Below are 25360 nucleotides of genomic sequence, written 5' to 3' on the forward strand. Positions count from 1 at the left end.
AGCAAGCCACATGAACCATTCACGACGTCAGTTTCTGGTCGGCGCGGCGGGCCTTACTGCGGTCGCTTTCGAAGCAGGAACCGCCTTTGCCGGGCCGCAGGCAGGAGCGATCGATGCAGCCAGACCAGCTGCCGGCTCAGACGAAGCAAGGGCGCCAGCCGGGCGGGAGCCGTTTTCCGTCCACTCCGCCGATGGCACGATTCTGGCGGGCGAGGCTCAGGGTGACCCGGCCGCGCCGGAGATTTTGTTCATCCATGGCCTGCGCCAGAGCCGGCTGAGCTGGGACAAGCAGTTTGCCGATCCCGCGCTCAAGAACTTCCGGATGGTCGGCTTCGATTTGCGGGGTCACGGAGATTCCGGCAAGCCCGCCTCGCTTGACGCTTATTCCGATGCGGATCGGTGGGCGGATGATGTTGCCGCCGTGATGGAGGCTTTGAAATTGCGCAAGCCCGTGCTGGTCGGCTGGTCACTGGGCGGATTTGTGGCCGGTGCTTACTTGCGCAAATATGGCGGCTCGCAGATTGCAGGCGTCAATCTGGTCGATGCGGTCACCAGGCTGTCGCTTGATCTCCTCACCGAGGAGGCGGCCACCTTTACCCGAACCACCACCTCGCCGGATCTGTCCGAACGGACCGCAGCGACGGCGGACTTTCTCGCCGCCTGCTTCCATCAGCCGCCGACGGGGAGCGACCTGCAGCGCATGCTGGTTCTCAACGGCATGACGGCACGCGCGGTGAACGAGGGCTTCGTCAGAACCACAACGACCGATCTGGAACCGGTCTTCAAGGAATTCGCCGGCCCGATCCTGCTCACGCACGGCAGGCATGACCGACTGGTGAAGCTCGCCATGTCGGAACGGATCAAGGCGCTTCGCCCGGACAGCCGTCTCTCGATCTACGCCGATAGCGGCCACAGTCCCTTTTATGAAGAGCCGGCGCGGTACGGACAGGAACTCGCCGCTTTCATGACAATTGCCAACAGGGGCTGAGCCGTATCCGTCGGCTTCGTCTAGCCGCCCGGCTCACATTTGCTCTTCCGGGTGAAGTTGAGATCCCGGAAATCGGCGCTGTAGCCGTTATGAGGAACCATGGTCAGCCGCACCGGTGAGCCGGCCTGGAAATCGAGCCAGGCGTCCGGTTGAACGCTGCGATCGTCCCAGCGCACCCAGTAGCGGTCGCCTTGTTTCATCACCGTGCCGGCAAGGCGCGGCGACTTGGCTACCTGGAAGCGCACCTGGTCATCACGCGTACACAGCCGGGCCAGCCCCAGCCAGGGATCGCCGTAGACGCCCAGCCGGCCGGTCAGCATACGCGGATCGGCCGGCTGTAGGGCGTTTTCGTCCGGCACGGCAGGTTTTTCGCCCGGCGCGGCGCGTATCGCATCAAGTTCTGCGGCGTATTCCTTGACGCCACGCCGGTCTGTTGGGTCGGTGAAGTGCTTGAGCAGCACCTCGGACAAGACCGTTCGCGCCTGGCCATCATTGCCGTTGATCAGGGTGACGAAGCCGCTGCGGCTGTCCGGCAGCAGCCGCAATTCGGTAAACATCCCCGCAAGCGTGCCGGTGTGCCACACGGTCCAATGGCCATTGGCGTCGGCCATGCGCCAGCCATAGCCATAGGCCATTACATGGGTGTTGTTCCATTTGCGCATTCGTGCGGGAACCGGGATCAGCATGTGTGGCGCCTGGAGGATTTTGCGCTGCGCTGGGGAGAGCCATGCGAGCTGCGCCGGCGTGGGCGCAAGCCAGTTGAGGGTCCATGTCAGCATGTCCTTGAGGCTGCAGCGGATGCCGCCAGCGGGATCCGAGGCGGTGGCCGGGATGATGGCGCCGTCGGCGCGGATCACCTGGTTGCGACCATCGACGAAGTCGTGGGGCTCGGCCACATTGCCCACAGCGTCGCGCTCCCAGCGACCCACCTGGCAGCGCGTCAGGCCGAGTGGATCGAATATTTCGCGCCGCATCAGCGTCTCATAGGGCGCACCGCCGGCGACGGCGGCCACTTCGCCCGCCACCACATAAAGAAGGTTGTCGTACTCGTATCGGCTGCGGAAGCTGTAGGCGGGTTTGAAATAGCGCAGCGCGTGGATGATGTCGGCGCGGGTAAAATCATTGGGCTCTGGCCACAGCATCAGGTCGCCGGCTCCGCCCGGCAAGCCGCTGGAATGGGTGAGCAGGTCACTGATGCGCATCTGCTTGGTTACTGAGGGGTCGTACATACGGAAATCAGGCAGATACTTCGTAACCGGATCGTCCCAGCGCAACTTGTCCTGGTCCACCAGCCGGCCGAGCAGGGCTGTTGTCATTGCCTTGCTGTTGGAACCGATCTTGAACAATGTGTCGGTATCGATCTTCTGGCCGGAGCCGGCAGCGCGCTCGCCCATCGTCCTGACATAGACGATCTTGCCGTCTTCGATCACGCCGACGGCAAGGCCCGGCAGATGGAATCGCGAATAGCTGCCCTCGACGATCGGGTCGTAGATTTGTGCGGCCGTGGACGATACGGGCTCCGGGGATGACTCGGCACTGACGCCGGCACAAGGCACGAACAACGACAGCGCAAGTGTCAGGAAACGGTTTGCCAGACGCCGGGCCGGCGCAACGGGCATATGGGCAGGGACAGAGGAGGAAATCAGGGTGCTGGTTTGATCGTCTGGCATGATATTCAATCCAAAGACTGCGGAATACGATTATATCTGCATATACTTGAATTATACTTTGCAGTTATAATAGATAAATTTGGTTTCTTTCTTGGCGTCGAGCGCCTATCACGGTGTGTTACTCTGCTGTAGCCATGCAGACGCGTCAGCGTTCGTCCTCCATTGCCCTCCGCATCGGCTGTGCCCCGCACCGTTACCGATACCAGAGCGCGTGTTGATCGGCGATCTCTGATTTGCCTTGAAATGACTGAAAAACATGGGTTGGTGTATCAACGGGCCGGTCTTGGCACGTTCCTGCGACGCCCCGGGGCTGTTCCGGCATCTCCACTTTTTTGGCTCTTCCGTCGGCAGGGGTGCAGGATCCGAGCTTTCTATCTTTTTGAAAAGCAAAAATTAACCATATTTCCCCATCCTTCTCGATCATTCTGTCCAGAGAGAGGCAATCCGGAAAGTCACGCAGCAGGGGTCGCTCGCAGACCTGAAATTCCCCGCGGGATCTACTGGCTTGGTTAGCGTTTTGAGTAAAGTCGTTCGTGCACAGTCCCTGCGTCATTTGGTGCGTCCGCTGCGGGTCACGTTCCTTGGTGCCGCCTTTGCCGGCTTGGCTGTATGGTCACTGGCGGCCATGGTGGCGATGGCGACGAGCCCGCTTGCTCTTGGAGCAGGCCCGCTTTTGCCCAAGCCGCAACTTTATTCGGCCAGGAGAATGCCGGTACAGCCACCGGCTCACTACGCTGCCAGGATTGACGAGGCGCGCAAGATGCTTGCTGCGGCGGCTGAGCCCATCGGGGGCAGGAGCCCTGTCATCGAGGGGAAATCTTCCCGTATTGTCGACGTGGCGGAAGTCACTGGCACCGTTAACAATGGGGCCGATGCGAAGAAAGCCAGGCTGACGCCGGACAAACTTGCCAGTATTGTCCCTGTCGCGCCGCAACGCCCGGCGTCCAAAATTGTCGCACCCGCTCCCGAACGGTTTGGGTCGCAGCCAGCCGGCTCTGATCGACCCCCGGTCATGCTCGCCTATGCTCCCGCGTCTCAGAGCAAAGCGGCCAGCGCCGCCTTGTCGGCGTGGCTGGCATCGCCCTTGGATGAAGATCCTGTCGCCTCGCAGGCGCCGAGCCTCGACACCGACAAGGATATCGCTGTTCTGCCGGACTCCGGGGACGTTCCTCTGCCGCAGTTTCGCCCGGCAGAGGAGCAAACCCGCGCGCGCACCGCGGCGATGGGCAAACCCGTTGAAGAGGCGGAGAAGACCAACGCACGCGAAGCGTCAAAGCCGCAAATGCTCGCTTTTGCGCGGCCGGACAATCCGGCGGAAAAGGATCGCGGCTTTGGTCAGACACTGCGCGATATGTTCGGCGGCGGACCCAAAGCGGGAAACGGCGTGGCCGTTTATGACATCAGCGCCGCGAAGGTTTACATGCCCGACGGGAGCGTGCTCGAGGCGCATTCCGGTGTCGGCAAGATGGTCGATGATCCGCGCTATGTACACGTCAAGATGAGCGGGCCGACCCCGCCGCATACATATAATCTCAAGATGCGCGAAAAGCGCTTTCATGGTGTGGAGGCGATCCGCATGCTGCCTGTCGACGGCAAGAACAAGTTCGGCCGCGACGGCTTTCTCACGCACAGCTATCTGCTGCGGGGCGGACGGGCGGAGTCACATGGCTGCGTCGCCTTCAAGGATTACGACCGCTTCCTGAAGGCCTTCAAACAGGGCAAGGTCAGGCAGCTTGTCGTGGTGCCGGGGGGAGGGCAAGAACGCATGCGCCTCGTTTCCAACGGCAGGAGGCTCTGACAGGCAGACTGCGCTTCCATTTCAGGAATTGCGTCTTGCGCTGCGACCGCTGGAGGTCAATGTGCTGATCGTTACCAGATAGCGCGATCGTGGCATTCAGGGCCGGTGCGTGAGAGCCGAAGCAGACCGGCGCCGGAAAACCGGGCGCAGGTCTGCTTCATCATAGGTCATCCGGATTTTATTTTGTCTGCGTGGGAGCAGGTGTCGGCGTCGGCACGGCGCCTGTTTTGGCCGGCGCAGCTTCGTTTTTGTCTTCGGATATCGCCCGCACGGAAATGGCGGCGTCCGCCTTCATCAGGCTCAGGTTTGCTTCGTAATATTGCTTGCTTGCGAGTTGGGCCGTCGCGGCATCGACCGCTTTGACCAGGTCGGGAAGCTTGGCGTCGGTTTCGGTGACGAAGATATCGACATTGGCGAGCTTCAACTCTTCGGCAGCCTGCTGCGTATTGCCACCGTCGAGATGCTTGTTGGCATTTTGGATGTGCTGGGCGTTTTCCGGCGTCACGGTATAATCATCATTGACGCCGACCGAGAAATCGATCGGGATCTGGCCCGATTGAATCGCGTCGACCTCGTCTTGCGGACCGTCGGCCTGCTTGAGTTTCGCAGCCAGGTCAGTCGTGCTCGCCTGGGCCTTATCGAGGTTCTGCTTGACCGTTTTCAAAATGTCGTTCGCGCGATCCGGCTGCCCCTGGAAAATCGCAAGCCTGGCAAGGGCGATCCCGCGCACCGCCTCAAATCCTTCATTGGAGACGAGGTTCAACTTCTTCATGGCGGCAAGCTGGGCCGGGCTCGGCTTTGCGGCTTGCGGTTGAGCAGCTTGCGCTTGGGTGCTTTGCTGTGTTGCGGCTGCATTCGGCTCCTGCGCAAAAGCCGGAACTGTAACAGAAGAAGAAAGGATTGTTGCGGACAAGAGGAACGCAGAGAAGATACCTGATTTCATGAGAAGGATTCCTTTTCACTAAAGACGCTGCGCTATTCTGTCATAGAATTTTTTACCTGGACTGTTGTTTTTGTTGCGTAGTTAATTCTTGCATAAGCCGGCAAGTAATACTGATGTGTTATTCAAATTACCTGAATGTTTATTCTGGTGAATTGTTATGCTGACCGATTATCGACCGGGCGACAGGCACTGCGCCAAAGGCGAGTCCCCACGGGGGCGACCATCGCCGCGTCGGCCAGAGGGGCGCTGCCTGCACTGGCAAGGCCAAGGCCGAGAGTACCCATCATCAGGGGCACTACCATCAGCGTCAGCCGCATGCTGCGCTCAAGCATCAGCTGGCATCCTTTCCGGAAATTGTGCATTGCAACGCAACAGGATAGACAAATCGGACTATCTATGCGATTGAATCCGGAATGTTTGATCCTAAGTTCGAAGCTCGACCTGCTTTCCGTGCACAGCCCCCGCGCGACCTGGTAAGCGAACTGCTTCTAGGGATGCGCCTTAACGGGATTCACTATAAGCGGATACAGATGACGCCGCCCTTCGGCGTCGGCTTTGGTGCCGTCGAGGGGCGGGCGCAATTCCATTTCGTGGCCCGTGGCCCGGTCGTTCTACGCCTCGCCGGTGGAGCGATTCAGCGGCTGGACACGCATGACGCCGTGCTTTTGCCCCGGGGCGGCGTACATGCCCTTCTCTCCGCGCCCGACCTGCCCAGTCGCGACCTCATCACCTATGATGCTGTTCCGCTTTGCGAGACTGTTGGTGCAATTATTTCCTGCACACAAGAAAGCTGCCGTTCGAAGGACGCCCTGATCTTCAGCGGCTGCATGGATTTCGATCTGGGGGGCATGCATCCGCTGGTCGCATCCATGCCCGAGGTGATGCATGTCGGCACGTTGCTAGACCGGCAGCCCGAGATTCTGCCGATGCTTGAAGCCATGCAGCGCGAGGTGTGCATGGAGCGGGCGGGTTATGCCGGGATACTGGCGCGGCTTGCGGATGTGGTTTCCGCCTCGATCGTCCGCGGCTGGGTGGAATGTGGCTGCGGCGACGCGACAGGCTGGATTGAAGCGTTGCGCGATCCGCGGCTTGGACGCGTCATCGCGGCGCTGCATCGCGAGCCTGGCCGCGACTGGACGGTGGCCGAGCTTGCCGCCGAAATGGGGAGTTCCCGTTCGGTATTCGCCGAGCGCTTCCTGGAAGTGACGGGCATGACGCCGGTACGCTATCTGACGGAACTGCGCATGCGCCTCGCCGCCCAATGGATCGGGCGCGAAAGGATGCCGATCGAAAGTGCCGCGCACCAGCTCGGCTATGGATCGCAAGCCGCCTTCAGCAGAGCCTTCAAGCGGGTGATCGGGCGATCACCGGGAGCCGTCCGCGCAGCTGCATCATAGAGCGGGCAGAATGGAAGTCTCCGCTTTGCCTTGCGTTGCCAAGTTGGGCCGGCCAGGACTGCCAAAAAGAATCGGATAACGGATCATGACAGGAAAACAGATCGCAATCATTGGCGGGGGGCCTGCCGGTTTGATGGCGGCGGAAATGCTATCGTCCAGCCATAGGGTAACCGTCTATGACAGCATGCCGACCGTCGGCCGCAAGTTCCTGCTCGCGGGAAAGTCGGGCCTCAACATCACCCATGCGGAGGATTATGCGCGCTTTGCGACGCGCTTTGGCTCCGCGTCCGAACGATTGCGGCCCGCGCTCGATGCGTTCAAACCGGATCATATCCGGAGCTGGGCAGCAGGACTCGGCACCGGCACCTTCGTCGGTTCCTCAGGGCGTGTCTTTCCCGAAGCGATGAAGGCCTCACCGCTTTTACGCGCCTGGCTTGGCCGGCTCCAGGCGCAGGGCGTCAGGATTCTCACCCGCCACCGATGGGAGGGCTTTGCCGACGGATGTATTTTCACAACACCGAACGGGCAGGAAGTCGTTCGCAGCGACGCGGTATTGCTGGCGCTTGGCGGCGCGAGTTGGCCGCGGCTCGGGTCCGATGCCGGCTGGATACCCGGGTTAAGAGCCAGGGGGGTGGCGATCGATGATCTTCTTCCTGCCAATTGCGGCTTCGATGTCGCGTGGAGCGAGACTTTCCGGAATCGTTTTGCCGGTGCGCCAGTGAAATCCGTCACTGCCAGATCGGATGCGGGCATTTTTCCCGGTGAATTCGTGATAACGCAAAGCGGTATTGAGGGCAGCCTCGTCTATGCCCATGCCGCCAGCCTGCGGGATCAAATCGAACGAGAGAACGGGGCCAGTCTCGAACTCGACCTCATGCCTGGCAGGACGGTGGAGCGGCTGTCGCACGAATTGGCGCGGCAGAATCCCAAGGCAAGTTTCTCCAGCCGAATTCGCAAGGGGGCTGGTCTGGAAGGGGTCAAAGCGGCGCTGCTGCGCGAGATCACACCCGAAGCAGCCAGGGCCGATCCGCAGCAGCTCGCCCGGATTATCAAGGCCTTGCCGCTTCCGATCCTCAAGCCCCGCCCCATTGCCGAAGCCATCTCTTCAGCGGGCGGCATCGCATGGAGCGGCATTGACGACGATTACATGCTGAAGGCGCTCCCTGGCGTGTTCGCCGCCGGGGAAATGCTCGATTGGGAGGCGCCGACCGGCGGCTATCTCCTGAGCGCCTGCCTTGCCACCGGCCGGGCGGCGGCGAAGGGGATCGAGGCTTGGTTGCAGCGGTAGCGCAAACGCAGATTGCGCTCTATCGGAAATACGCCGATGTCCTGCGATGGCGCGGTTGAATAGGTGATCAATCACGGAATCCTGAGCACGTTTACCAGATCGTCGCGCACTGCGGCGACATGCTCGGCCAGAAAACGGGCTGCGCGGTCAATGCGGCCTGACCTGCAGAGGTGAATCAGTTCGGCGTGCTCTTCCATCGCGCGCTGCATGGCCGCCGCGTTGGAAAGCTGTATGCGGGTGTATCGGTCGCTCGTCTGGAGGAGCGAGGCGACGATCTGCTGCGTGCGCGGCATATCGGCCCGATGATACATGGCGAGGTGCAGTTCCGCATTCAACCGACCGTAGTCGTTGACGGTATTTTCCGAGATTGCCTTGATGTAATCTTCGTGCAGATCGTTAAGGCGTTGGAAATCCTCCTCGGTCAGCTTCGGCGCCGATGCCAGCAGCAGGCGTGGCTCCAGCAGGATACGAAGCTCGAACACATCATCGATTTCATTGCGCGACAGATCCGAAACCACCGCTCCCTTCTGTGGTGATATCCTCACCAGACCTTCAGCCTCAAGCTGGAACAGAGCTTCGCGGATTGGGATGCGGCTGACGCCGAAGCTCTCCGCAAGCGCGTCCTGGCGAAGCTGCGTTCCCGCCACGTAGCTGCCGGAGAGGATTCCCTGCCGGATCGCTTCGAGCAGAGCGCCTGAAAGGGTGCGATGTTTAAGAGATGGTTTGATGGGCATCGACGAAAAACTATCCCGCGGCTATTGACACTTAAAATGTATAAAATCTACGTTATAAAAAAACAAGGGAACATGCATGCACTCGGAGTCATCTCCATTCGACCCGCGGCCTTCAGCGCTCGTCCGCCTTATGGTCCATCTCTCCGAAGGCGTTCTCGCCTGCGAGAAAGCGGTTGTCGGAGCGCTCATGGCGCTGATCCTTACCCTCATCCTCGCGAATGTGGCGACGCGTTATGCGGGGGCGCCTCTCTACTGGGTCGATGAGGCGGCCGTGTACGCAATGGTATGGCTGGCCTTTATCGGCGCTTCTGCGCTGACCCGGCTGCGGCTCGATTTTTCGGTGACACTCATCTCAGACAAGCTGTCCCGGAATAATGCACGCCGGATGAAGGCTGTCGCCAGCCTTTTCGGCGCCGTGTTCGCCTTTGCGCTGGGCGTCATGTGCTGGCGGTGGATGGATCCAGTCGGAATAGCGTCCGCTGGTTTCGATGCCAAGGTCTATGCGGGACAGAGTTTCAACTTTCTCTATACGGAGCAGACGCAGACACTGCGTTGGCCGACCTGGGCTGTCAGCATAGTCATCCCGATCTTCGCGGCCACGATGCTGGTCCACACGTTGGCCAATCTTCTTGAAGATCTGGGCCTCTCTCCCCCACGTTCGCATCCGGGCTTCACCAGTGCAGAGGGCGTGAACTGATGGTTACGACAGGCGCTTTTCTGTTTCTGATGCTGGTGGGTGTGCCGATCGGCCTGTGTCTGCTGCTGGTGAGCATGGTCTACATTCTGGATACCGGGAATATCCTGCTCTTCGAAAGCCTTCCCGTTCAATTGTTCGGAGGCGTCGACAATTACGGACTGATTTCCATTCCGCTTTTCGTTCTGATCGGCGAGGTGATGAACGGGGGAGGGATCACCCGGCGGATCATCGACATGACCATGGCGTTCATCGGCTCGCTGCGCGGCGGTCTCGCCTATGTGAACCTGTTTGCAAACATGTTCGTCGCTTCGATTCTCGGATCCGCCACGGCGCAGGTTGCCATCATGGCACAGATGATGGTGCCCGAGATGGAAAAGAAGGGATACGACAAGACCTTCTCCGCAGGTCTTACCGCCTATGCCGGGATGCTGGGCCCGATCATTCCGCCCTCGATTATGTTTGTCGTCTATAGTGTCCTGGCGCAGGTACCGGTCGCGGATATGCTCATGGCCGGACTGGTGCCGGGCGTTTTGTTGACTGTGCTGTTCTGCATCGTGATTGCGCTGATGGGCTTCGTCTACAGCTATCCAAAGGGTGAGAGCATGACCATTGGAGCGCGTGCGAGGATCGTCCTTGATGCGCTGCCGACGCTGCTCATTCCGATCATCATCGTTGGCTCGATCCTCACCGGCCTTGCCAATCCGACCGAAGCGGCTGCCGTCGGCGTGGTCGCCGCCTTCCTCGTGGGTCGTTACTGGATCGGCGAGCTTTCCTACGCGCAATTGCCCAGGATGCTGCTCAGGGCGGGCATCTATTCCGCGGTCGTGCTGTTCCTTGTCGCCGCCGCCGCCGTGTTCTCATGGGTTCTCGTATACGGGATGGTGCCGCAGAAGGTCGCGGCATGGGTGCAGACCGTCGCATCGGACCCGATCACCTTCATGCTTCTGGTCAATGTCATTCTCCTGGTGATCGGCACGGTGATCGACGGCGCGCCCGGACTGATCATGACGGTGCCGATCCTGCTTCCGATCGCCACCGAGGTCTATGGCATAGACCCAATCCATTTCGGCGTCGTGGCCGTTATCAATCTCGTGCTCGGCTTTTTGTCACCGCCGGTGGGCTTGTGCTTTTTCGTCGCTTCCGCCGTCACGGGCGCAAAGCCGGGCAAGATGTTCATCGTCACGCTGCCGTTCTTCTTCGTCGCGTGCGCGCTGCTCGTCCTGCTCTCGATCTTCCCTCAGCTCTCCACCTTCTTTGCCGGTTAACCGGCCAACTCCAGAGGAACAAGACCATGAACATCAATCGCAGAAATCTCATCCGCACCGCTTCCGCAGGCGTTGCCATGCTCGCCATGCCGTCGATCGTGCGTGCGCAGGAGAAAAGAACCTTTCGCCTCGGCATCACCACGCCGCCGGGTCACCCCTGGAACAATGCCGCGCTCAAAGTCGGCGAGATGTTGAAGGCGGAAAGCAATGGCCGGCTTGATCTCGCGGTTTTCCCTGCCAACCAGCTCGGCACCGAAGCAGCAATGATGCAGCAGATGCAGGCCGGCTCGCTCGATTTTGGCTGGATCATGACGGCGGAACTTGGCTCGCGCATTCCCTCCATCGCCGCGATCAATGCGCCATGGGTTGTGGATTCCACCGCAAAGGTGGCGAAACTGGTGCGCCAGCCGATCGCCATGAGCCTGCTCGATGTGCTGCCGGCCGAAACCGGCACCATCGGACTGGCATGGGGCATCACCACCATGCGCGTTGTCTTTACCGCAAAGGAAATCAACGGGCTCGACGACCTCAAGGGTATGAAGCTGCGCATCAACACGACGCCGGCCTACAAGGATTTCTATGAACTTCTGGGCGCTGCGCCGACGCCGATCCCGACGCCGGCTGTGTTCGATGCCATGTCAAACGGGCAGGTGGACGGGCTTGAGGCCGATCTCGATTTCTCCTGGAACCAGCGTTTCGACAAGGTGTCTAAGACGATGCTGAAGATGAATGCGATTTTCATGCCCTGTGTCGCGCTTGCATCCGGGCGCGTCTGGAAGGGACTGCCGGAGGCCGATCGCGAACTCGTTACAAGGCTGACGAAGGCGGCGCTCGATGAGCAGATCGACGCCACCGTCGCCAACGAGCCCAAGCGGCTGGAGGAATTCGGCAAGGTGATCACGATCAAGGATGTCGAAGTGGCGGACGCCGGCAAGATCATCGACGCCTATGACAAGATCTGGCTGCCAAAAGCTCCGGTATTGGCGGATCTCAGGAAGATCGGCGCCACACTGTAACCCGAAAGAAACCCCGTTCCGTCTGGAGCGGGGTTTCAGTTGAAACGAAAATGCGGCGGTCGATCGACCGCCGCATTTTCTTTCGATCAGGCAGATCTCAGACGACGATCGAACTGCTTGTCTTGTAGGCCGGGACGAGCGTTCTGCTCCACGCGGCATACCAGGCATTGAACAGCGCGAACTGCTGCTCGACATAGCCGCGCTGGCTGGCGCTCAGCTCGTCGGTTTCGTTGAAATGCAGCCTATATTCGCTATCGCCTTTCAGAACCATCATGTGCTTGAAGTAAAGCACCAAATCCGGTCCCTCGTCGAAGGAGGACAGCACGCCAAGCGCTGCTTCCAGTTCGAGAGCAAGCCTGCGCGCCTCGAAATCTCCATTGGCCGCCGCCGAGGAGAGCGAGCACAGATGCAGGACCTCTTTCGGCAATACATTGCCGATGCCGGTGATCGCGCCCGTTGCGCCGCAGTTGACAAAGCCATGGAAGACGGCGGTATCGACGCCGACCATCAGCGTCACGTCGTCGTCGCGGCTGGTGATGTGCTCCGCAGCATACAACATGTCCGCAGGACCGCCGAATTCCTTGAAACCAACGAGGTTCGGGTGTTCCGCGCGCAGTGCAAAGAACAGATCGGCGCGGGTCGCAAAGCCGTAATAGGGGCTATTGTAGATGACAGCCGGCAGGTCGGGCGCCGCCGAGAGAATCGCCTTGAAATGGGCCTTCTGGGCGGAGATGACCGAGCCGCGCGACAGGACGCGGGGGATGACCATCAATCCCTTGGCGCCTACCTTCCGGGCATGCGCGGCATGGGCAACCGCCTGCCTGGTGTTGACCGCCCCGGTCCCGACGATTACCGGCACCCCCGCTTTCGCCAGCCGCTCCACGCCTTCCATGCGTTGCTCGTCCGTCAGAAGCGGCCAGTCGCCCATCGATCCGCAGTAGACCACCGCGGACATTCCCGCTGCCAGCAGCTCTTTCGCCTTGCGGACGAGAGCGTCGAAATCGGGCGTGCGGTCTTCTTTGCAGGGCGTCATCAACGCAGGAATACAGCCGGAGAAAATTTGGGAAGCCATGGATATCTCCATCTAGTGCAGGGTTTGGTGGGGGATTGAAGTTTTCCTCCGCCGTTCCTGTTCAAATTACATCATGTATAATTTTTGTCGACAAAATAGTTTGCAAAATGCCATGAACGGGAACGTCTCATCGTCACAGGGGGATCGTATGGGCAACGCCGCGCGAGATCATGCTCTGAATCTGGCTGACGATCTGATCTGCATGGGCCTTGGCAAGGCGGTCACAAATGTTGATATCGCGCGCCTCTATGGCCGCGATCATCTGCTCGTGCTCCACCACATAGCGCTGGGGAAGCTGGTCGTTAAACGAGGAATAGTAGAGCCTCAAAATGCGCTGGCCCTCGTCCAGAAGGCGACAGAAGAGATTTGTGAAATAGACGTTTCGCCCCGCTTCCGCGATGGCCGCATGAAATTCGCGGTTGGTGGCGATCATCTCAAGGGCATCCTGGCGTTCCACCGACCGAGCGAAATCCGCCTGCCTGGAGCGAATGATCTGGAGATCGGCCGGCGTGTGATACTCGCCGGCAAGCCGCGTTGTTACGCGGTACATCAGGGTGAGCGCGTCGAAAAACGTGTGAAGGCTCAGGAAATCGATATTGGAGACGACGGTGGACCGGTTGGGAAGGGGTGTCACGAGCCCTTCTCCGGCCAGTCGAACCAGAGCTTCTCGAATGGGGGTTCGTGACATAGATAGCCGCTCGGCCAACTGATTTTCATCGATCGGACTGCCGGGCGGCAGGATCAGATCGAGGATTTCTTCGCGCAACACCTCATAGACGTACTGAGCGCCGGATCCGCGTTTTCGTTCCCTCGCCGGTTTTTCTGCCATGGACTTCCCTTTGCCGCGCGCCTGATGGCCCTTATGGTTCCATAGCATCTGTTCGCGCGTAAATGTTATATCCATGTGGATATGCTGTGCAGAGAGACCGTTCTTTCCGCAATAAATTATTGCGCGCAACCTTCCTTCCCGGATTTCGCTTCAGCCGCTGCGGTTTTCTCACCTTTTTGCTGGGCTTCTACATCCTGCTGCGAGGCAGCCAAATCCTTGTTCCCACCACCTTGCTGGTCAGCGAGAGGCATCGTTTGCCCGTCTTTTTTCACTGCATCCGGTCCTGGATGCGCGGCGTGCCCGGTCGGGTCCTCCAGCGGAGCCTTGCTGCCGTCCTTCGCAATACCTGCCGTTTGGGTGTCGCGGGACGGGGCCGACGTGGTCGTGTCGACGCATTCTGCAGCGGCGAAGCCGCCGGAAAGCAGAATGATCATTGAAGCAGCCATAAGCTGTGACATCAATTTCATGGTTTGATCCTTTCATTGTGAAAGATGATGCAGAGCAACTGAAGTCAGACCAAATGGTTCCGTTAGAGCGCTAATAATTGCCGGATATAATTGTGGGTTGTGGGGACGCGTTGATTGTTGCGCCTCGCCTGGCTCTCAGTTGGGAGGGGCCGAGCTTTATTCCGGTCCGATATGGGCTCCTGGCGCGATCCGTGATGTGAGCAGCTTATCGATCCGTCGCCCGTCCATATCCATGATCTCGAAACGCCACCCGCCATAGTTAAAGTGCTCGCCGGGATCGGGCAGATGTCCGAGCTGGAAGAGCGCGAAACCAGCTATCGTATGGTAATCTCCGTCCTCCGGCCGCTGTACGCCAAGCCGGCGGAAAGCGTCATAGGCCGGCATCATCCCATCGATCAGCAGCGAACCGTCCTCGCGTTCGACCACGTCAGGTTCTTCACCATCTACGTCCGGCAGGTCGCCGGCGATAGCTTCGAGGAGGTCGGTCTGGGTTACGATTCCTTCGAGGCTGCCATATTCGTCGATAACGATTGCCATGCGGACTGGCGCACTCTTGAACCGCTCGAGAACCCTGAAGACCGGCATTCCCTCGTGAACGATCAACGGCTCACGGATGACGGCCATCGGGTCCAGCGGCCTGCCGTCCAGAACCAGATCAAGCAAGTCCTTCTTCAGGATCATGCCGAGCGGCTCATTGACATCCCCGCGCCCGACGAGAAGCTGCTCGTGGCGGCATTCGCGGATGGTGCGCAGGATTTCCTCCCGGCTGTCATCGGCATCGATCCACTCCACCTCCATGCGCGGAGTCATGATGTCACTGATGCGGCGATCACCGATATTGAAGACGCGTTCGACCACGTCCTTCTGGGCCTGCTGCAGAAGACCTGCCTCCTGGCTGGCGGCGATGAGAAGCTTCAGTTCCTCCGGTGAATGCAGGGATTCCTCCCCTGTGCCCGGCCGCAAGCCACATAGCCGGAGCACGAGATTGCCGAGACCATTGAGTGAGATGATCGCCGGCCGCAGCAGGAACAGGAATAATTGCAGCGGCCGCACCACCCAAAGTGCCGTGTCCTCGCTGCGTTGAAGTGCGAGGCTCTTTGGCGCGAGCTCGCCGAGCACAATATGCAGCGCGGTGATAATGATGAAGGAGATGGCGACCGCAATTGCGTGCGATGTCGCAACGGCAAGCGTTCCCGGCAGAAGCGGGGTCAACAGCGGCTCGATCAAATGCGCCAGGGCCGGCTCGCCGACCCACCCAAGCGCCAGTGATGAAATCGTAATGCCAAGCTGCGTTGCAGCAAGATTGGCGTCGAGATTACTGACCGCACGCTGCAGCGCGGCGGCGTTCCATCGTCCTGATGTGACAAGCTCCGCCACCCGGCTTCGCCGCACGGCGACGAGGGAAAATTCGGCCGCAACGAAGAACCCGTTCGCAGCTACGAGAACAAGAACCGCAACAATTCCAAGAATATCGGACAGACTACTGCCATCGCCGCTGGGCATGGTTTCCTCACAAGATTTATGACGCGGACAAGCGCGTCCGGCAAATCGAAACGGGGGTATATGGATCCCCCCGCAGTCATTTCGCCGTTGGGGGCCAACCGCAACGGCGATATCAAGTTAGACGTTTTCCCCCGCATGCGTATAGATGCACACAGGCAAAAGGCCGGTCGTATATTGATGTAGCGCGAATATATGTGCGGTCGAGTCCGCAGCAGGAATGGCGCTTTCGACGCAGGCTCGCGATTCGATGATGAAACAATTGCTGTATAACCGCGTTCGGCCTTCGATCAACACAGGCGAGGTTCACGGCAATGGCTTGCGACAATATTGTAAGGCACCAGTTGGTCGATCTTGACGGCGTCAAGGTCTTCTACAGGGAGGCAGGTCCGCAGGATGCACCGGCGATCCTGCTTCCGCATGGTTACCCTTGTTCATCTTACGAGTTTCGTGGTTTCATGCCGCTGATGGCCGATCGCTGGCGGCTTCTGGCCCCCGATTTTCCCGGGTGTGGGTATAGTGATACTCCGCACGATTTTACCTATAATTTCGACGGTTATGCCGATTTCCTTGAGCGGTTCGCCGATCGCCTGGGGATTAACCGCTTCGCGCTATATCTCCACGATTTCGGGTCGCAGATCGGTCTGCGGCTGGCGATCAGGCGGCCGGAGCGGATTACAGCGCTGATCATCCAGAACGGCGACATCTACGCGGATCAGCTCGGCCCGAAATATGCCTCGCTCCAGAAGTATTTCCGCAATCCTACGCCAGAAGGTCGCGCGAGCCTGGGCGAAGCCGTCAGCGAGGAGGGGTTTCGTGACGAGTTCCTGAATGATGTTCGACCGGAACTTGCCAGGCGGATTCCGCCGGATCTGTGGAAGTTGCACTGGTCACTGATGACACCACGACGACGGGAGATTGCGATCGACGTGATTGCCGGCCTCAAGGACAATCTTGCCTGGTTTCCCCGTTATCAGGCCTATCTGCACGAACACCTGCCGCCAACCCTGATCGTTTGGGGCCCACAGGACGGTTACATGCCCGAGGGTTCGGCACGCGCCTATTTCCGTGACTTACCGCGCGCCGAGTTACATTTGCTCGATGGAGGCCATTGGCTGCTTGAGACGAACCTCTTCGAAGTTGTCGCGCTCTCGCGGGATTTCCTTCTGCGCATCGAGTAGAGAACCGCTTGCCAGGAACATGGTCGCGCTAAAGCGATCGCTTTTAGTCCGGGGCGCGCTTGCTTGGGGTAATGTCGTGGCCCGCTGCACCGGGGTTATAAGGGTCGCGCTGTCGAGCGATGAGATAGGACACGAAAGATGCCCCCCAGATCAGCAGTGTCACGACGCCCAGCGAAGCGGCGATCGGCCGTTCGAAGAAGCCAAGGAAACTGCCGTCGGCCTTGATCATGGATGTCACGAAATTCTGCTCCAGCATGGGGCCGAGGACGATGCCCAGAATGCAGGGAGCGATGGGTATGTCATTTTCTTCCATGATGAAGCCGAGAACGCCGAACACCAGCATGACTGAGACATTGAACACCGTATTGTTGGTGGCGAACGCGCCGACAATGCAGAAGGCCAGGATGATCGGCATCAGCACCTTCGAGGGAACGCGGAGAATATGTTTGGCGAGCTTGATGGCGCCCCATCCAAACGGGATCATGATCAGATTGGCCAGGATGAAGATGAGAAAGACGGCATAGATCGTCTGTGGGTCGGTCAGAAATAGCGTCGGCCCCGGATTGAGTCCTTTCACATAGAGGACGCCGATTACGACTGCTGTGATGGAATCGCCTGGAATGCCGAAAACCAGTGCCGGGACCCATGCTCCGGCGAGCGCGGCATTGTTGGCCGAGGTCGATTCCACCACGCCTTCAAGATGGCCGGTTCCGAATTTTTCAGGTGTCTTCGAAAAACGGCGGCTGAGCGCATAGGCGACCCAGGCGGCAATATCGGCGCCGGCTCCCGGTAACACGCCGATTGCCGTGCCGAGCACGTTGCCGCGCAGTTGCTGGCGCCAGTAGGTTTTGAACAGCTGACCCCATCCCTTGAACAGATTGCCTATGGAAGCCTGCACCATCGGGGTTTGGCGCGCCCCGCCTGCGACTGTCCTTAAAACCTCCGAAACGGCGAAAAGACCGATCATGGCTGAAATGAAATCGATGCCGCCCATGAGATTGGCATTGCCGAAGGAAAAGCGTGGGACGCCAGCGGGATTGTTCAGGCCTATCGTCGAAACGAAGAGACCGATCAGCAGGCTGACAAGGCCTTTCAGAGGCTGGTTCGCCCCTATGAAGACGGCGCAGGTCAATCCCAGGAGCGCCATCCAGAAATATTCGAAGGAGGAGAATTTAAGGGCGATCTCGGCGAGCCAGGGGGCGCTGAACATCAGTATCAAAGTGCCGAAGAGGCCGCCGACGGCCGAAAACAGAAGGTTTGCACTGAGTGCGCGTTCCGCCTCGCCCTTCTGCGTCATCCGGAAAGCCTCGTCGGTATAGGCGGCGGAGGCCGGCGTGCCCGGTATGCGCAGCAGCGTGCCGGGAATGTCGCCGGCGAATATGGCCATGGCGGAACAGGTCACCATCGCTCCGACCGCCGGAACCGGGTCCATGAAGAACGTCACAGGAACAAGCAGGGCGATCGCCATGGTCGCGGTCAGCCCGGGGATGGCGCCAACGAAAAGGCCGAATATGGCGGCAATGGTGATCGTGAAGAGCACATTCCAGTTGAGGACGAGTCCGAAGGCGGCTTCGATGGTGCCCATCGCTCAGAACCTCCACGCCGACAACACGCCCCAGGGCAGGGGTACCTGGAGAAATTTGCCGAACGACCATTGCAGCACGATGGCTGCGATGATGGCAACGGCAAGTGCCGGCAGCCATCTGACTTTGAGCATCCGTAGCGTGAAAAGCAGGACCACAATCATGGTCGGAATGAAACCGAGCGGCTTGGCGGCCACAATATAGAAGACGACGAGCGCAATGGTGCACAGGATGCGGATATAGCCGCCCGGCGCGCGAGCCCATCCCTCGAACAGGAGCGCCCCACCGCCCCGACGCAGCCCCGATATGATCAACAGCAGGGAACAAGCTCCAAGGGCGGTTGCGACCAGCGTCGGGAAGACGGCTGCGCCATATTCCTGTCCCGGAATGGCTGGAAAGCTTCGCGACCAGAGCCCGATCATGATTGAAAATACAAGCAGGACCGCGCCTGATACCGCATCGTTGAAACGCATCTGCTCTTCTCCGCGCTCGAAGGGCCGTTGCGGCCGCCTTGCTTTTGAATAGCGTGGCGGCCGGCGAAGTTCGGAAAAAAGGCGGAAAGGTTATTTGGCCATGCCTACATTCTTCATGACATCGCCGAGCTTCTGGTTGCTCGCCTTCATAAAGCTGGCGAAATCCTCTCCCGAAGCCCAGCGCACGCCGAAGCCCTGCTTCGCCATGAAGGATTTGTAGTCCTCGCTGTCATAGACTTTCTTGAGGGCTGTAATCAGCGTTTTGCTTTCGGCCTCAGGCAAGCCCTTTGGCGCAACGATGCCGCGCCAGGCGCCAAGCGTCCAGCTGACGCCCATAGCCTCCTTGGTGGTGGGGACATCCGGGAAGGCTGAATTGCGATCTTCCGACATGACGGCAAGTGATTTCACACGGCCCGCGCTGAGCAAAGAGCGTGCTTCGGGAATTGAGCAGGGGACGATCGAGACACCGCCGGCCACCAGATCCTGCAGGCCTTGCGCAGCGCCATTGCTCGGAACCCACGGTACGGCGGAGGGATCGACGCCGAGCTCGGAAAGAAGCCCGACGATGGCAAGATGCCAGATGCCGCCCTGGCCTGTTCCCGAGGCTTTATACTTGCCAGGATTGGCCTTGATGTCCTCGATAAGCGCCGGAAGATCCTTCCAGGGCGCATCCGCAGCGACCTGAACCGCACCCGGATCTTCATTCATCAAGGTGAGCGGCGTGTAGTCGGCATAGGTGAGTTCCGTCAGGCCCTGCCAATGCATCATGCCGATCTCTACGGTCGCGATGCCGAGCGTGTAACCATCGGGATCCGCGCCGGCGATCGCACTATGACCGACGACTCCTGACCCGCCGGTGCGATTGACGACATTGACGGGCTGGCCCAGTTCCTTCTGGAGAAGGGAGCCGATGATGCGCGCCGTGGAATCCGTTCCGCCACCGGCGCCCCATGGGACGATCAGCGTAATCGGCCGGTCGGGGTAGTCCGCGAGCGCCGCCGTTGCCGGCAAAAAAATGGCGGCAACGGCGCCGATGGCGAAGCTGCACACAATACGTCTGCAAATCATGGGTTAGTCTCCTCCTCGTTCGTATTCTTGTCGAATATCATTATTGTCGTCAGCGTAAGCTGGCGTTGTTATTGTCGTCAATAGAGGAGGGGAATTTGCGGGGAGAGCCGATCACTGTAAATTCTATCCCGGATCGGAGGGTTCCTTGCCGTTTTGGCCCGTTGGGTGAGGCGGCCAGCGCTTGAGCGCTTCGGCACCTGACGCGGTCAAGGCATAGAGGCCGCGGTCGATGCGTTCGAACCAGCCGTAAACATTGTTTAACAGGATTTTGGCGGCGTCGGGCGCGATGGGGCGCAGGTCGCGTGGGCGCAACTGACCGTGTTGCAGGGCTTGCGCGCAGGCAAGCGCCTGCTGGCGATAGGCCGTCATGATCGGCATGCGTGATCCGCCCCCCGAAGTGGGGTCGCCCTTGCGCCGTTTATGTTCGGCGACGAGGCGCGACCTTTTCCGCAGATTTCTTCGCGGCATCGGCGAGGCCGGACTGACGATGATATCGACATGGTCGTTGTCAGAGACACTGAGCATGCCGAAGCCCAGCCTGCGGCACAGATCGCGGAACCGGCGGTCGCTTTCACGGTCCTTGCCCTTTGCGGAAACGCGGGCCGCAAGCCAGACTTCATCGCTGGCCGCGGCCCTGTCGACCGCCTGCAGGACCAGTTCCAGATTGAAGCTGAGTTTGAGTTCGCAGATGACGACGAGCGGCGGTTCGCCGTCACTGAGCGCAACGATATCGCAGCCCTGGATCTCGCCCTTGACGCTGTAGCCCGCTGTTTCGAGAAAGCGTTTGATCGGAAGATAGAGCGCCGTTTCCAAATCGCAGCCTTTGCCGGTTATCCATGGAATTTACTATGATGCTTCCATAGATGAGCCGGGCGCCGGTTGGGAAGACGAAATGCGCCGATCGTCTCAATCCACGGATTGGACGCCCTCCATGAGATCATACCAATCATGTCGCCGCGAGGCCCAGAAAAGCGCGGCAGGCGGTGGAAATGCCGGATCGGCGAAGCATCCGACCGAGACGACGACCGCGTCCGGCAAGGCTTCGCCCTCCATATAGACCAATGTTCCGCATGTCGGGCAAAATGTCTGCTCGATCCAGCGTCCCGCGTTGCTGCCGCGCCGCCACGCCCGGCGCTCACCTTCGATATGAACGATCGCCGCTTTTTGAAAACGGGCGCGGTACGCAAAGGCTGATCCCGTCGCACGCTGGCATTCCAGGCAGGCGCAGGCATAGACGCGTGCGGGGTCGCCGGTTACGGTTATCTTCAGATTTCCGCAGGCACAGCTTGCGGTTCTTCTGCCAGCGTTTTCGGCGGATATTACATCCGAGGGTATTCCAGTCATGAACGGCCACTCCGTTTGGCATGCAAGCAGTGCTCGTCATGCGTTCGATCCAGATTGCCGGTTGATAGGTTAGTATTTCGGGATCTGTAAATTACGCACTATAAGGTAAGCGGTAACTCAGAGGTAAGGAGCATCCGGGATGAAACGGTTGCAGCATGATGATTGCGGCTTTGCGACGGCCCTCAACGCGATAGGCGGCAAATGGAAAACGCACATCCTATGGGAAATCAATATACAGCCGCGCCGATTTGGTGAATTGAAGCGGCTCCTGCCAGGAGTTAGCGAAAAGATCCTGACCCAGCAGCTGCGCGAGATGGAAGGCGATGGCCTGGTTCATCGGGAGGTTTTTCCGGGCGCCGTAAAAAAGGTCGAATATTCGGTGACGGAGATCGGAAAAACCCTGAACTCTGCCGTCACCGTCATGTCGCAATGGGGCAAAAACCATGAAATCCGAAGGGCGCTGAAAAGCGGCGCCGATGACGAAGCGCATCCTGTCGGTCCGTAGCGGGTCAGAACCCTCGCGTCGGGCGCCGTAGGGGCCGCACCGCGCAAATCCGTTCGTTTCAGGGTTTGTCGGCGGCAGAAGATCAGCTAATCGCTTTCCAGTTCCTTGCTCATCTGGATGCAGTTCTCTGCCAACCCGACCAGTTCATCCGGGTCCCAGTTGGCGCGCCGCCAGCCCATCTTCTCATAGTATCCAAGCGCTGCCGGAGCGGCGTTGAGCCGTAATTGTCTGACGTGCCGGCGTCTGGCTTCCGCTTCGATCAGCCGATCTAGTTTCCTCCCGTGGCCCTTGCCCTGCTCCTCGTCGGCAATCGCAACAAGTCGAACGATCGCTATCTCTCCACGCAAATCGAGGCGCACCACGCCAACGGGTCTGGAATCGGCGAGGAGCAGGAAAGGCAGGTTTCCGGGTGCCCTATCGTCCGGATGGTTCTCATCATAGGCAAATGAATGACGCCCGGGCGTGAACAGAGCACTGCGTCTGATGGCATGCAGATGCAGCCAGTCTTCGGGAGAAGATACGGATCTCAATTCATAGGACACGGCATGTTTCCATGATGTATTTCCTGCCCATTCACTCATGCAGACCCAAATGCCGCCGTCAACGGTCGCTTACTGCGGCAGCGCGTCAGCACTGTACTGCGTGGCGAACTCTGCCGAGGGCGGGATCGGCTTGATCACGTCGATCAGCACGCCATTGGGATCGGCGGTTATGAAATGACGCTGGCCGAAAGCTTCATCGCGCAGTTCCTGAAGGATCGGCAGTCCGGCGTTTTTCGCCCGCTCATACTCCCCGTCGACGTCTTCCACTTCAAAATTGAGGATCAGCCCCGAGACTTGTCCGCGGCCGACCTGTGGAATGGTTTCATGGCTTGCGTCGAGGACGGCGAGGTTTATGCCTTGGTCTTCCCGTGATTGCAGATGCACATACCACTCACTTTGGAATTTTGGCTCGAAGCGGAAATGGTCGCGGTAAAAGGCGGTGGTCCTAGCCACATCGCTGGTCAGGAGCACGGGATAGTAGCTGGTGGATTTCATGTGACTTCCTTTTCCAAGAAATTTAACATACAGTCTGCATGTATCCGTAGATAACATACAGGCTGCATGTATGCAAGAGATTAGCACACGCCGCTCCAATCGGGAGCGATCCGGGCAAACGCGCGAAAAGCTCATCGACGCGGCCCGGCGTCTTTTTGTGGAAAAATCCTATGCCGAAACCAGTACGCCAGAAATCGTTGAGGTCGCAGGCGTGACGCGCGGCGCTCTCTACCACCATTTCGCCGACAAGCAGGCGCTGTTTCGGGCCGTGGTGGAGCGGGAAGCCGAAAGGGTAGCCGAGGAGATCGAGGCGATGGCCGGTCCTGAGCTTCCGCCCATAGACGCGCTGATCGAAGGCGGCCATGCCTTCCTCGCTGCCATGACCGTGCCCGGCCGCACACGCCTTATCCTGCTCGACGGGCCGGCTGTGCTGGGTCACGCGGTGATGGACGAGATTGACAGCCTGCATGGCAACCGCACCTTGCGGGAAGGCCTGCAGGCGGCCATGGAAGCGGGCGCCATTCGCTCCCTGCCGCTCGATGCGCTTACCGCGCTTATCGGTGCTGCCTTTGACCGCGCGGCCCTTGTCACAGAGACGGGCGCCGATGCACAAAGTTTTCGCGCGGCGCTGGCGGGATTGATCGGCGGTTTGGCGCGACGCCCTTAGCCGGGAGCGGGGCTACACATAGTGTACAACGCTCCCTCTGGTCTTCGTCATGATACTGCTCTTCCGCACCTATTTTGCTGCCGCCCTTTCCGGGAGCCCTGGAACGCGGTTTGCAGGCCTGTCGGGAAGGCGTTCATTGCCCGATGGCGCTGGGGCGGCGAGTTGCTGCATTCTGGCATGAAGCCTCAGTCCGAACATGGCGCCCAAGAGGCTGAACCAAACCTGACCCCGACCCACGAAAAACGGAGATTCCAGATTTGCGTAAAGCAGCATGAAAAGCCATATCCGTAGGAAAAGCAGCCCCAGAAAAGGGTCATTATCCGTTTTCTGGCTCCTGTTGAAGTCTCGCAGAGGATTGATGACGATCAGCCAGATTGTGAGGAACACCCCAATGAGGCCGCTCGACATGGCGACGTTCAAATAACCATTATGTGCGTGACCCGCCGTGGCGGCCCATGTCTCATGAAATCCACTTCGCAAGTCGGACGTGGCCCAAAATGCTTCGAAGCCGAAGCCGGTCAAGAGCCGGTGTTGTAACTGGCTGAGGGCGAAGTTCCAGATTTCGGTTCTGTTGGTGAAGGTCGGATCGGAAACCAGTGCCGTCACCAATTGTTTCATGGGCTCGAAAATAACGGATCCGAGAGTCAAAAGCGCCATCAACCCGGCCGGAGTATAAGCCACGATCATCTGAAGCCAGAGAGATCGGCTCCGCCTGATAATGGCCGCGAGCCCGAACATGATCATGAGAAGACCGATCGAGGTCTTGTTGTTCGTGTGGTAGAGGAAGTTCAGCGAAAGCAGTGCCAATATCCAGTAGATTGCCTTTGCTGTCCCCTTTTGTGTGGTCTCAGCCAGGTAAAGCCAATACAGCGTCAAAACGACCATTGCCGGCCCCGCCACGTTCTTGTGCGAGAAATGGCCTCTCCAGGATCCGGCGTTTATCAGCTCAGTGACCTCGTTCAAATTGTGGATTGATACTTGAGGCCACACGAGGACGCCGAAATAGGCCAGCCCCAGGACGAAGGCCGACCCGCCGCGCAGCAAGCGCCGGAAATGGGTTGTATCTTCTGGTGCCAGGACCCAGGCAAGTGTCACGACAATCACCGATACATTGAGAATGTACCGGCGGATCGAGAGATCCGGATGCGCCGAAATGATGACAGTGACCAACTGCCAGAGGAGAACGCAGATGAGCGCCGCGGAAATGGCGGACATCGCGACCTTTCGCTGCGGCCAAAGCAACAGGAATGACATGGCGAGCATGAGCAGGACAGCGATCTGATGGGCTGCGTTTCCGGTCTCCTGCGCCAGCAACACATCTCCGGACCTCAGATCCGTGAACGGCGTGGTCGTGATCCAGAATAGCGCGAAAATCCCCAGAAAGATGAAGTCGCGGCCAAATCGTCCCAAATCCACACGTCCAGTTTAAGTCGCCCTGACAGAAGGCGTAGGCCGCAAAAATGCTCGCAAGAGCACAGAATGTTACTTGACCTAAATGGAACCCGCGGGAATTTCAACATCTGCGCGAAACCAGGGAGACGAGACAGGAGCAGAGGCTTCAAATCTGGCGCAGTGCTTTTCAGCAAGCACGGGGCGCAGCGGATGTATCGGGATGGTGTTGAAAGCAGAAAAATGCGACAGAGATTCTGCAGTACGCGGTGCAGTACTTGCCGGAATAAGTATACTGTGTGAAGGCTATAATACACCAGCAATCGCGAGAGCGAGTATCAGCGCCAGCATTCCGGCGGTGATTCCAATCATCGTGATTTCGAGAGTAGACATTTTTGTTCTCCAGTAAATGCTACACAGGATTTAATGCCGAATATACCCTAATAGTT

Annotated in this window: 26 protein-coding genes; 10 read left to right on the forward strand and 16 right to left on the reverse strand. The window is 59.2% G+C overall.

What is annotated here, in order from left to right; all coding sequences use genetic code 11:
* Positions 1-10: 10 nt before the first annotated feature.
* Complete coding sequence (locus tag DUT91_RS15495) at positions 11-988, forward strand: alpha/beta fold hydrolase (RefSeq protein ID WP_114441433.1); 978 nt, start codon at positions 11-13, stop codon at positions 986-988.
* Between the two features lie 20 nt (positions 989-1008).
* Here DUT91_RS15495 and DUT91_RS15500 read toward each other — a convergent pair whose 3' ends face one another.
* Together DUT91_RS15500 and DUT91_RS25540 are read right to left on the reverse strand one after the other, a co-directional pair.
* Positions 1009-2658 (reverse strand): serine hydrolase, encoded by a 1650-nt coding sequence (locus DUT91_RS15500; protein WP_200834981.1) that lies wholly within the window; start codon positions 2656-2658, stop codon positions 1009-1011.
* A 193-nt stretch (positions 2659-2851) separates the two neighbouring features.
* Complete coding sequence (locus DUT91_RS25540) at positions 2852-3082, reverse strand: hypothetical protein (protein WP_147272191.1); 231 nt, start codon at positions 3080-3082, stop codon at positions 2852-2854.
* Between the two features lie 93 nt (positions 3083-3175).
* Here DUT91_RS25540 and DUT91_RS15510 point away from each other — a divergent pair, with 93 nt between their 5' ends.
* Positions 3176-4456, forward strand: coding sequence for a tlde1 domain-containing protein (locus DUT91_RS15510; protein ID WP_342634460.1), 1281 nt, complete (start codon positions 3176-3178; stop codon positions 4454-4456).
* A gap of 178 nt (positions 4457-4634) precedes the next feature.
* Here the strand turns inward: DUT91_RS15510 and DUT91_RS15515 are convergent, their stop codons facing one another.
* Positions 4635-5399 carry a YfdX family protein gene (locus DUT91_RS15515; protein WP_114441435.1) on the reverse strand — a complete coding sequence of 255 codons (765 nt, stop codon included), beginning with the start codon at positions 5397-5399 and terminating at the stop codon, positions 4635-4637.
* Positions 5400-5812: 413 nt separating this feature from the next.
* Here DUT91_RS15515 and DUT91_RS15520 point away from each other — a divergent pair, with 413 nt between their 5' ends.
* The gene (locus DUT91_RS15520) at positions 5813-6796 is read left to right on the forward strand and encodes an AraC family transcriptional regulator (RefSeq protein WP_114441436.1); all 984 of its coding nucleotides are present in this window, start codon (positions 5813-5815) and stop codon (positions 6794-6796) included.
* A gap of 85 nt (positions 6797-6881) precedes the next feature.
* Positions 6882-8084 (forward strand): TIGR03862 family flavoprotein, encoded by a 1203-nt coding sequence (locus tag DUT91_RS15525; protein WP_114441437.1) that lies wholly within the window; start codon positions 6882-6884, stop codon positions 8082-8084.
* Positions 8085-8155: 71 nt separating this feature from the next.
* Here DUT91_RS15525 and DUT91_RS15530 read toward each other — a convergent pair whose 3' ends face one another.
* Positions 8156-8812 (reverse strand): GntR family transcriptional regulator, encoded by a 657-nt coding sequence (locus DUT91_RS15530; RefSeq protein WP_114441612.1) that lies wholly within the window; start codon positions 8810-8812, stop codon positions 8156-8158.
* An 82-nt stretch (positions 8813-8894) separates the two neighbouring features.
* Between DUT91_RS15530 and DUT91_RS15535 the strand changes: the two genes are divergently transcribed.
* The 3 genes from DUT91_RS15535 to DUT91_RS15545 are packed head-to-tail and all read left to right on the forward strand — an operon-like array spanning position 8895 to position 11796.
* Entirely contained in the window at positions 8895-9515 is a 621-nt protein-coding gene (locus DUT91_RS15535) for a TRAP transporter small permease (RefSeq protein WP_114441438.1), read from the forward strand.
* Positions 9515-10780: a TRAP transporter large permease gene (locus DUT91_RS15540; RefSeq protein ID WP_114441439.1), complete on the forward strand. Its 1266-nt coding sequence runs from the start codon at positions 9515-9517 to the stop codon at positions 10778-10780. The genes DUT91_RS15535 and DUT91_RS15540 overlap by 1 nt, the downstream gene beginning before the upstream one ends.
* Before the next feature lie 26 nt (positions 10781-10806).
* Entirely contained in the window at positions 10807-11796 is a 990-nt protein-coding gene (locus DUT91_RS15545; RefSeq protein WP_114441440.1) for a TRAP transporter substrate-binding protein, read from the forward strand.
* Positions 11797-11893: 97 nt separating this feature from the next.
* Here the strand turns inward: DUT91_RS15545 and DUT91_RS15550 are convergent, their stop codons facing one another.
* The 4 genes from DUT91_RS15550 to DUT91_RS15565 all read right to left on the reverse strand — a co-directional run bounded on the left by DUT91_RS15550 (position 11894) and on the right by DUT91_RS15565 (position 15667).
* On the reverse strand, positions 11894-12868 hold the full coding sequence (locus DUT91_RS15550) for a dihydrodipicolinate synthase family protein (protein WP_114441613.1): 975 nt from the start codon (positions 12866-12868) through the stop codon (positions 11894-11896).
* Positions 12869-13001: 133 nt separating this feature from the next.
* Positions 13002-13697: a GntR family transcriptional regulator gene (locus DUT91_RS15555; protein WP_114441614.1), complete on the reverse strand. Its 696-nt coding sequence runs from the start codon at positions 13695-13697 to the stop codon at positions 13002-13004.
* Positions 13698-13813: 116 nt separating this feature from the next.
* On the reverse strand, positions 13814-14164 hold the full coding sequence (locus tag DUT91_RS15560; protein ID WP_114441441.1) for a hypothetical protein: 351 nt from the start codon (positions 14162-14164) through the stop codon (positions 13814-13816).
* Between the two features lie 156 nt (positions 14165-14320).
* Positions 14321-15667, reverse strand: a complete 1347-nt coding sequence (locus DUT91_RS15565; RefSeq protein ID WP_114441442.1) for a hemolysin family protein — start codon at positions 15665-15667, stop codon at positions 14321-14323.
* A 311-nt stretch (positions 15668-15978) separates the two neighbouring features.
* Between DUT91_RS15565 and DUT91_RS15570 the strand changes: the two genes are divergently transcribed.
* Entirely contained in the window at positions 15979-16845 is an 867-nt protein-coding gene (locus tag DUT91_RS15570; RefSeq protein WP_114441443.1) for an alpha/beta fold hydrolase, read from the forward strand.
* A 43-nt stretch (positions 16846-16888) separates the two neighbouring features.
* On the opposite strand, the gene DUT91_RS15575 is transcribed toward DUT91_RS15570, so the two are convergent.
* The 5 genes from DUT91_RS15575 to DUT91_RS15595 all read right to left on the reverse strand — a co-directional run bounded on the left by DUT91_RS15575 (position 16889) and on the right by DUT91_RS15595 (position 21313).
* Positions 16889-18430, reverse strand: a complete 1542-nt coding sequence (locus DUT91_RS15575) for a tripartite tricarboxylate transporter permease (protein ID WP_114441444.1) — start codon at positions 18428-18430, stop codon at positions 16889-16891.
* Positions 18431-18433: 3 nt separating this feature from the next.
* Entirely contained in the window at positions 18434-18901 is a 468-nt protein-coding gene (locus DUT91_RS15580) for a tripartite tricarboxylate transporter TctB family protein (RefSeq protein WP_114441445.1), read from the reverse strand.
* Between the two features lie 90 nt (positions 18902-18991).
* On the reverse strand, positions 18992-19969 hold the full coding sequence (locus tag DUT91_RS15585) for a Bug family tripartite tricarboxylate transporter substrate binding protein (RefSeq protein ID WP_114441446.1): 978 nt from the start codon (positions 19967-19969) through the stop codon (positions 18992-18994).
* A 123-nt stretch (positions 19970-20092) separates the two neighbouring features.
* The gene (locus DUT91_RS15590; protein WP_114441447.1) at positions 20093-20782 is read right to left on the reverse strand and encodes a DUF2161 domain-containing phosphodiesterase; all 690 of its coding nucleotides are present in this window, start codon (positions 20780-20782) and stop codon (positions 20093-20095) included.
* Positions 20783-20875: 93 nt separating this feature from the next.
* A complete protein-coding gene (locus DUT91_RS15595) occupies positions 20876-21313 on the reverse strand; it encodes a GFA family protein (RefSeq protein WP_114441448.1) in 438 nt (145 codons plus the stop codon).
* Positions 21314-21452: 139 nt separating this feature from the next.
* Between DUT91_RS15595 and DUT91_RS15600 the strand changes: the two genes are divergently transcribed.
* Positions 21453-21818, forward strand: a complete 366-nt coding sequence (locus DUT91_RS15600; protein ID WP_114441449.1) for a winged helix-turn-helix transcriptional regulator — start codon at positions 21453-21455, stop codon at positions 21816-21818.
* An 86-nt stretch (positions 21819-21904) separates the two neighbouring features.
* On the opposite strand, the gene DUT91_RS15605 is transcribed toward DUT91_RS15600, so the two are convergent.
* Both DUT91_RS15605 and DUT91_RS15610 read right to left on the reverse strand, forming a co-directional pair.
* On the reverse strand, positions 21905-22360 hold the full coding sequence (locus DUT91_RS15605; protein ID WP_245419745.1) for a GNAT family N-acetyltransferase: 456 nt from the start codon (positions 22358-22360) through the stop codon (positions 21905-21907).
* 69 nt (positions 22361-22429) lie between these two features.
* A complete protein-coding gene (locus DUT91_RS15610) occupies positions 22430-22855 on the reverse strand; it encodes a VOC family protein (protein WP_114441451.1) in 426 nt (141 codons plus the stop codon).
* A 70-nt stretch (positions 22856-22925) separates the two neighbouring features.
* Here DUT91_RS15610 and DUT91_RS15615 point away from each other — a divergent pair, with 70 nt between their 5' ends.
* Positions 22926-23522 carry a TetR/AcrR family transcriptional regulator gene (locus DUT91_RS15615; protein WP_114441452.1) on the forward strand — a complete coding sequence of 199 codons (597 nt, stop codon included), beginning with the start codon at positions 22926-22928 and terminating at the stop codon, positions 23520-23522.
* Positions 23523-23591: 69 nt separating this feature from the next.
* Here DUT91_RS15615 and DUT91_RS15620 read toward each other — a convergent pair whose 3' ends face one another.
* Positions 23592-24932 carry an O-antigen ligase family protein gene (locus tag DUT91_RS15620; protein WP_147272192.1) on the reverse strand — a complete coding sequence of 447 codons (1341 nt, stop codon included), beginning with the start codon at positions 24930-24932 and terminating at the stop codon, positions 23592-23594.
* Positions 24933-25360 lie beyond the last annotated feature (428 nt).

The organism is Paramesorhizobium salinisoli (genome assembly GCF_003335045.1).
Classification (GTDB): Bacteria; Pseudomonadota; Alphaproteobacteria; order Rhizobiales; family Rhizobiaceae; genus Paramesorhizobium; species Paramesorhizobium salinisoli.

Excerpts from the sequence above, each read along its gene's own strand:
- DUT91_RS15540 (WP_114441439.1), top strand. The coding sequence starts at position 9,515 with ATGGTTACGACAGGCGCTTTTCTGTTTCTGATGCTGGTGGGTGTGCCG.
- DUT91_RS15565 (WP_114441442.1), bottom strand. The coding sequence starts at position 15,667 with ATGCCCAGCGGCGATGGCAGTAGTCTGTCCGATATTCTTGGAATTGTT.
- DUT91_RS15535 (WP_114441438.1), top strand. The coding sequence starts at position 8,895 with ATGCACTCGGAGTCATCTCCATTCGACCCGCGGCCTTCAGCGCTCGTC.
- DUT91_RS15585 (WP_114441446.1), bottom strand. The coding sequence starts at position 19,969 with ATGATTTGCAGACGTATTGTGTGCAGCTTCGCCATCGGCGCCGTTGCC.
- DUT91_RS15610 (WP_114441451.1), bottom strand. The coding sequence starts at position 22,855 with ATGAAATCCACCAGCTACTATCCCGTGCTCCTGACCAGCGATGTGGCT.
- DUT91_RS15600 (WP_114441449.1), top strand. The coding sequence starts at position 21,453 with ATGAAACGGTTGCAGCATGATGATTGCGGCTTTGCGACGGCCCTCAAC.
- DUT91_RS15570 (WP_114441443.1), top strand. The coding sequence starts at position 15,979 with ATGGCTTGCGACAATATTGTAAGGCACCAGTTGGTCGATCTTGACGGC.
- DUT91_RS15550 (WP_114441613.1), bottom strand. The coding sequence starts at position 12,868 with ATGGCTTCCCAAATTTTCTCCGGCTGTATTCCTGCGTTGATGACGCCC.
- DUT91_RS15555 (WP_114441614.1), bottom strand. The coding sequence starts at position 13,697 with ATGGCAGAAAAACCGGCGAGGGAACGAAAACGCGGATCCGGCGCTCAG.
- DUT91_RS15595 (WP_114441448.1), bottom strand. The coding sequence starts at position 21,313 with ATGACTGGAATACCCTCGGATGTAATATCCGCCGAAAACGCTGGCAGA.
- DUT91_RS15545 (WP_114441440.1), top strand. The coding sequence starts at position 10,807 with ATGAACATCAATCGCAGAAATCTCATCCGCACCGCTTCCGCAGGCGTT.
- DUT91_RS15575 (WP_114441444.1), bottom strand. The coding sequence starts at position 18,430 with ATGGGCACCATCGAAGCCGCCTTCGGACTCGTCCTCAACTGGAATGTG.
- DUT91_RS15615 (WP_114441452.1), top strand. The coding sequence starts at position 22,926 with ATGCAAGAGATTAGCACACGCCGCTCCAATCGGGAGCGATCCGGGCAA.
- DUT91_RS15520 (WP_114441436.1), top strand. The coding sequence starts at position 5,813 with ATGTTTGATCCTAAGTTCGAAGCTCGACCTGCTTTCCGTGCACAGCCC.
- DUT91_RS15525 (WP_114441437.1), top strand. The coding sequence starts at position 6,882 with ATGACAGGAAAACAGATCGCAATCATTGGCGGGGGGCCTGCCGGTTTG.
- DUT91_RS15500 (WP_200834981.1), bottom strand. The coding sequence starts at position 2,658 with ATGCCAGACGATCAAACCAGCACCCTGATTTCCTCCTCTGTCCCTGCC.
- DUT91_RS15515 (WP_114441435.1), bottom strand. The coding sequence starts at position 5,399 with ATGAAATCAGGTATCTTCTCTGCGTTCCTCTTGTCCGCAACAATCCTT.
- DUT91_RS15580 (WP_114441445.1), bottom strand. The coding sequence starts at position 18,901 with ATGCGTTTCAACGATGCGGTATCAGGCGCGGTCCTGCTTGTATTTTCA.
- DUT91_RS15495 (WP_114441433.1), top strand. The coding sequence starts at position 11 with ATGAACCATTCACGACGTCAGTTTCTGGTCGGCGCGGCGGGCCTTACT.
- DUT91_RS25540 (WP_147272191.1), bottom strand. The coding sequence starts at position 3,082 with ATGATCGAGAAGGATGGGGAAATATGGTTAATTTTTGCTTTTCAAAAA.
- DUT91_RS15560 (WP_114441441.1), bottom strand. The coding sequence starts at position 14,164 with ATGAAATTGATGTCACAGCTTATGGCTGCTTCAATGATCATTCTGCTT.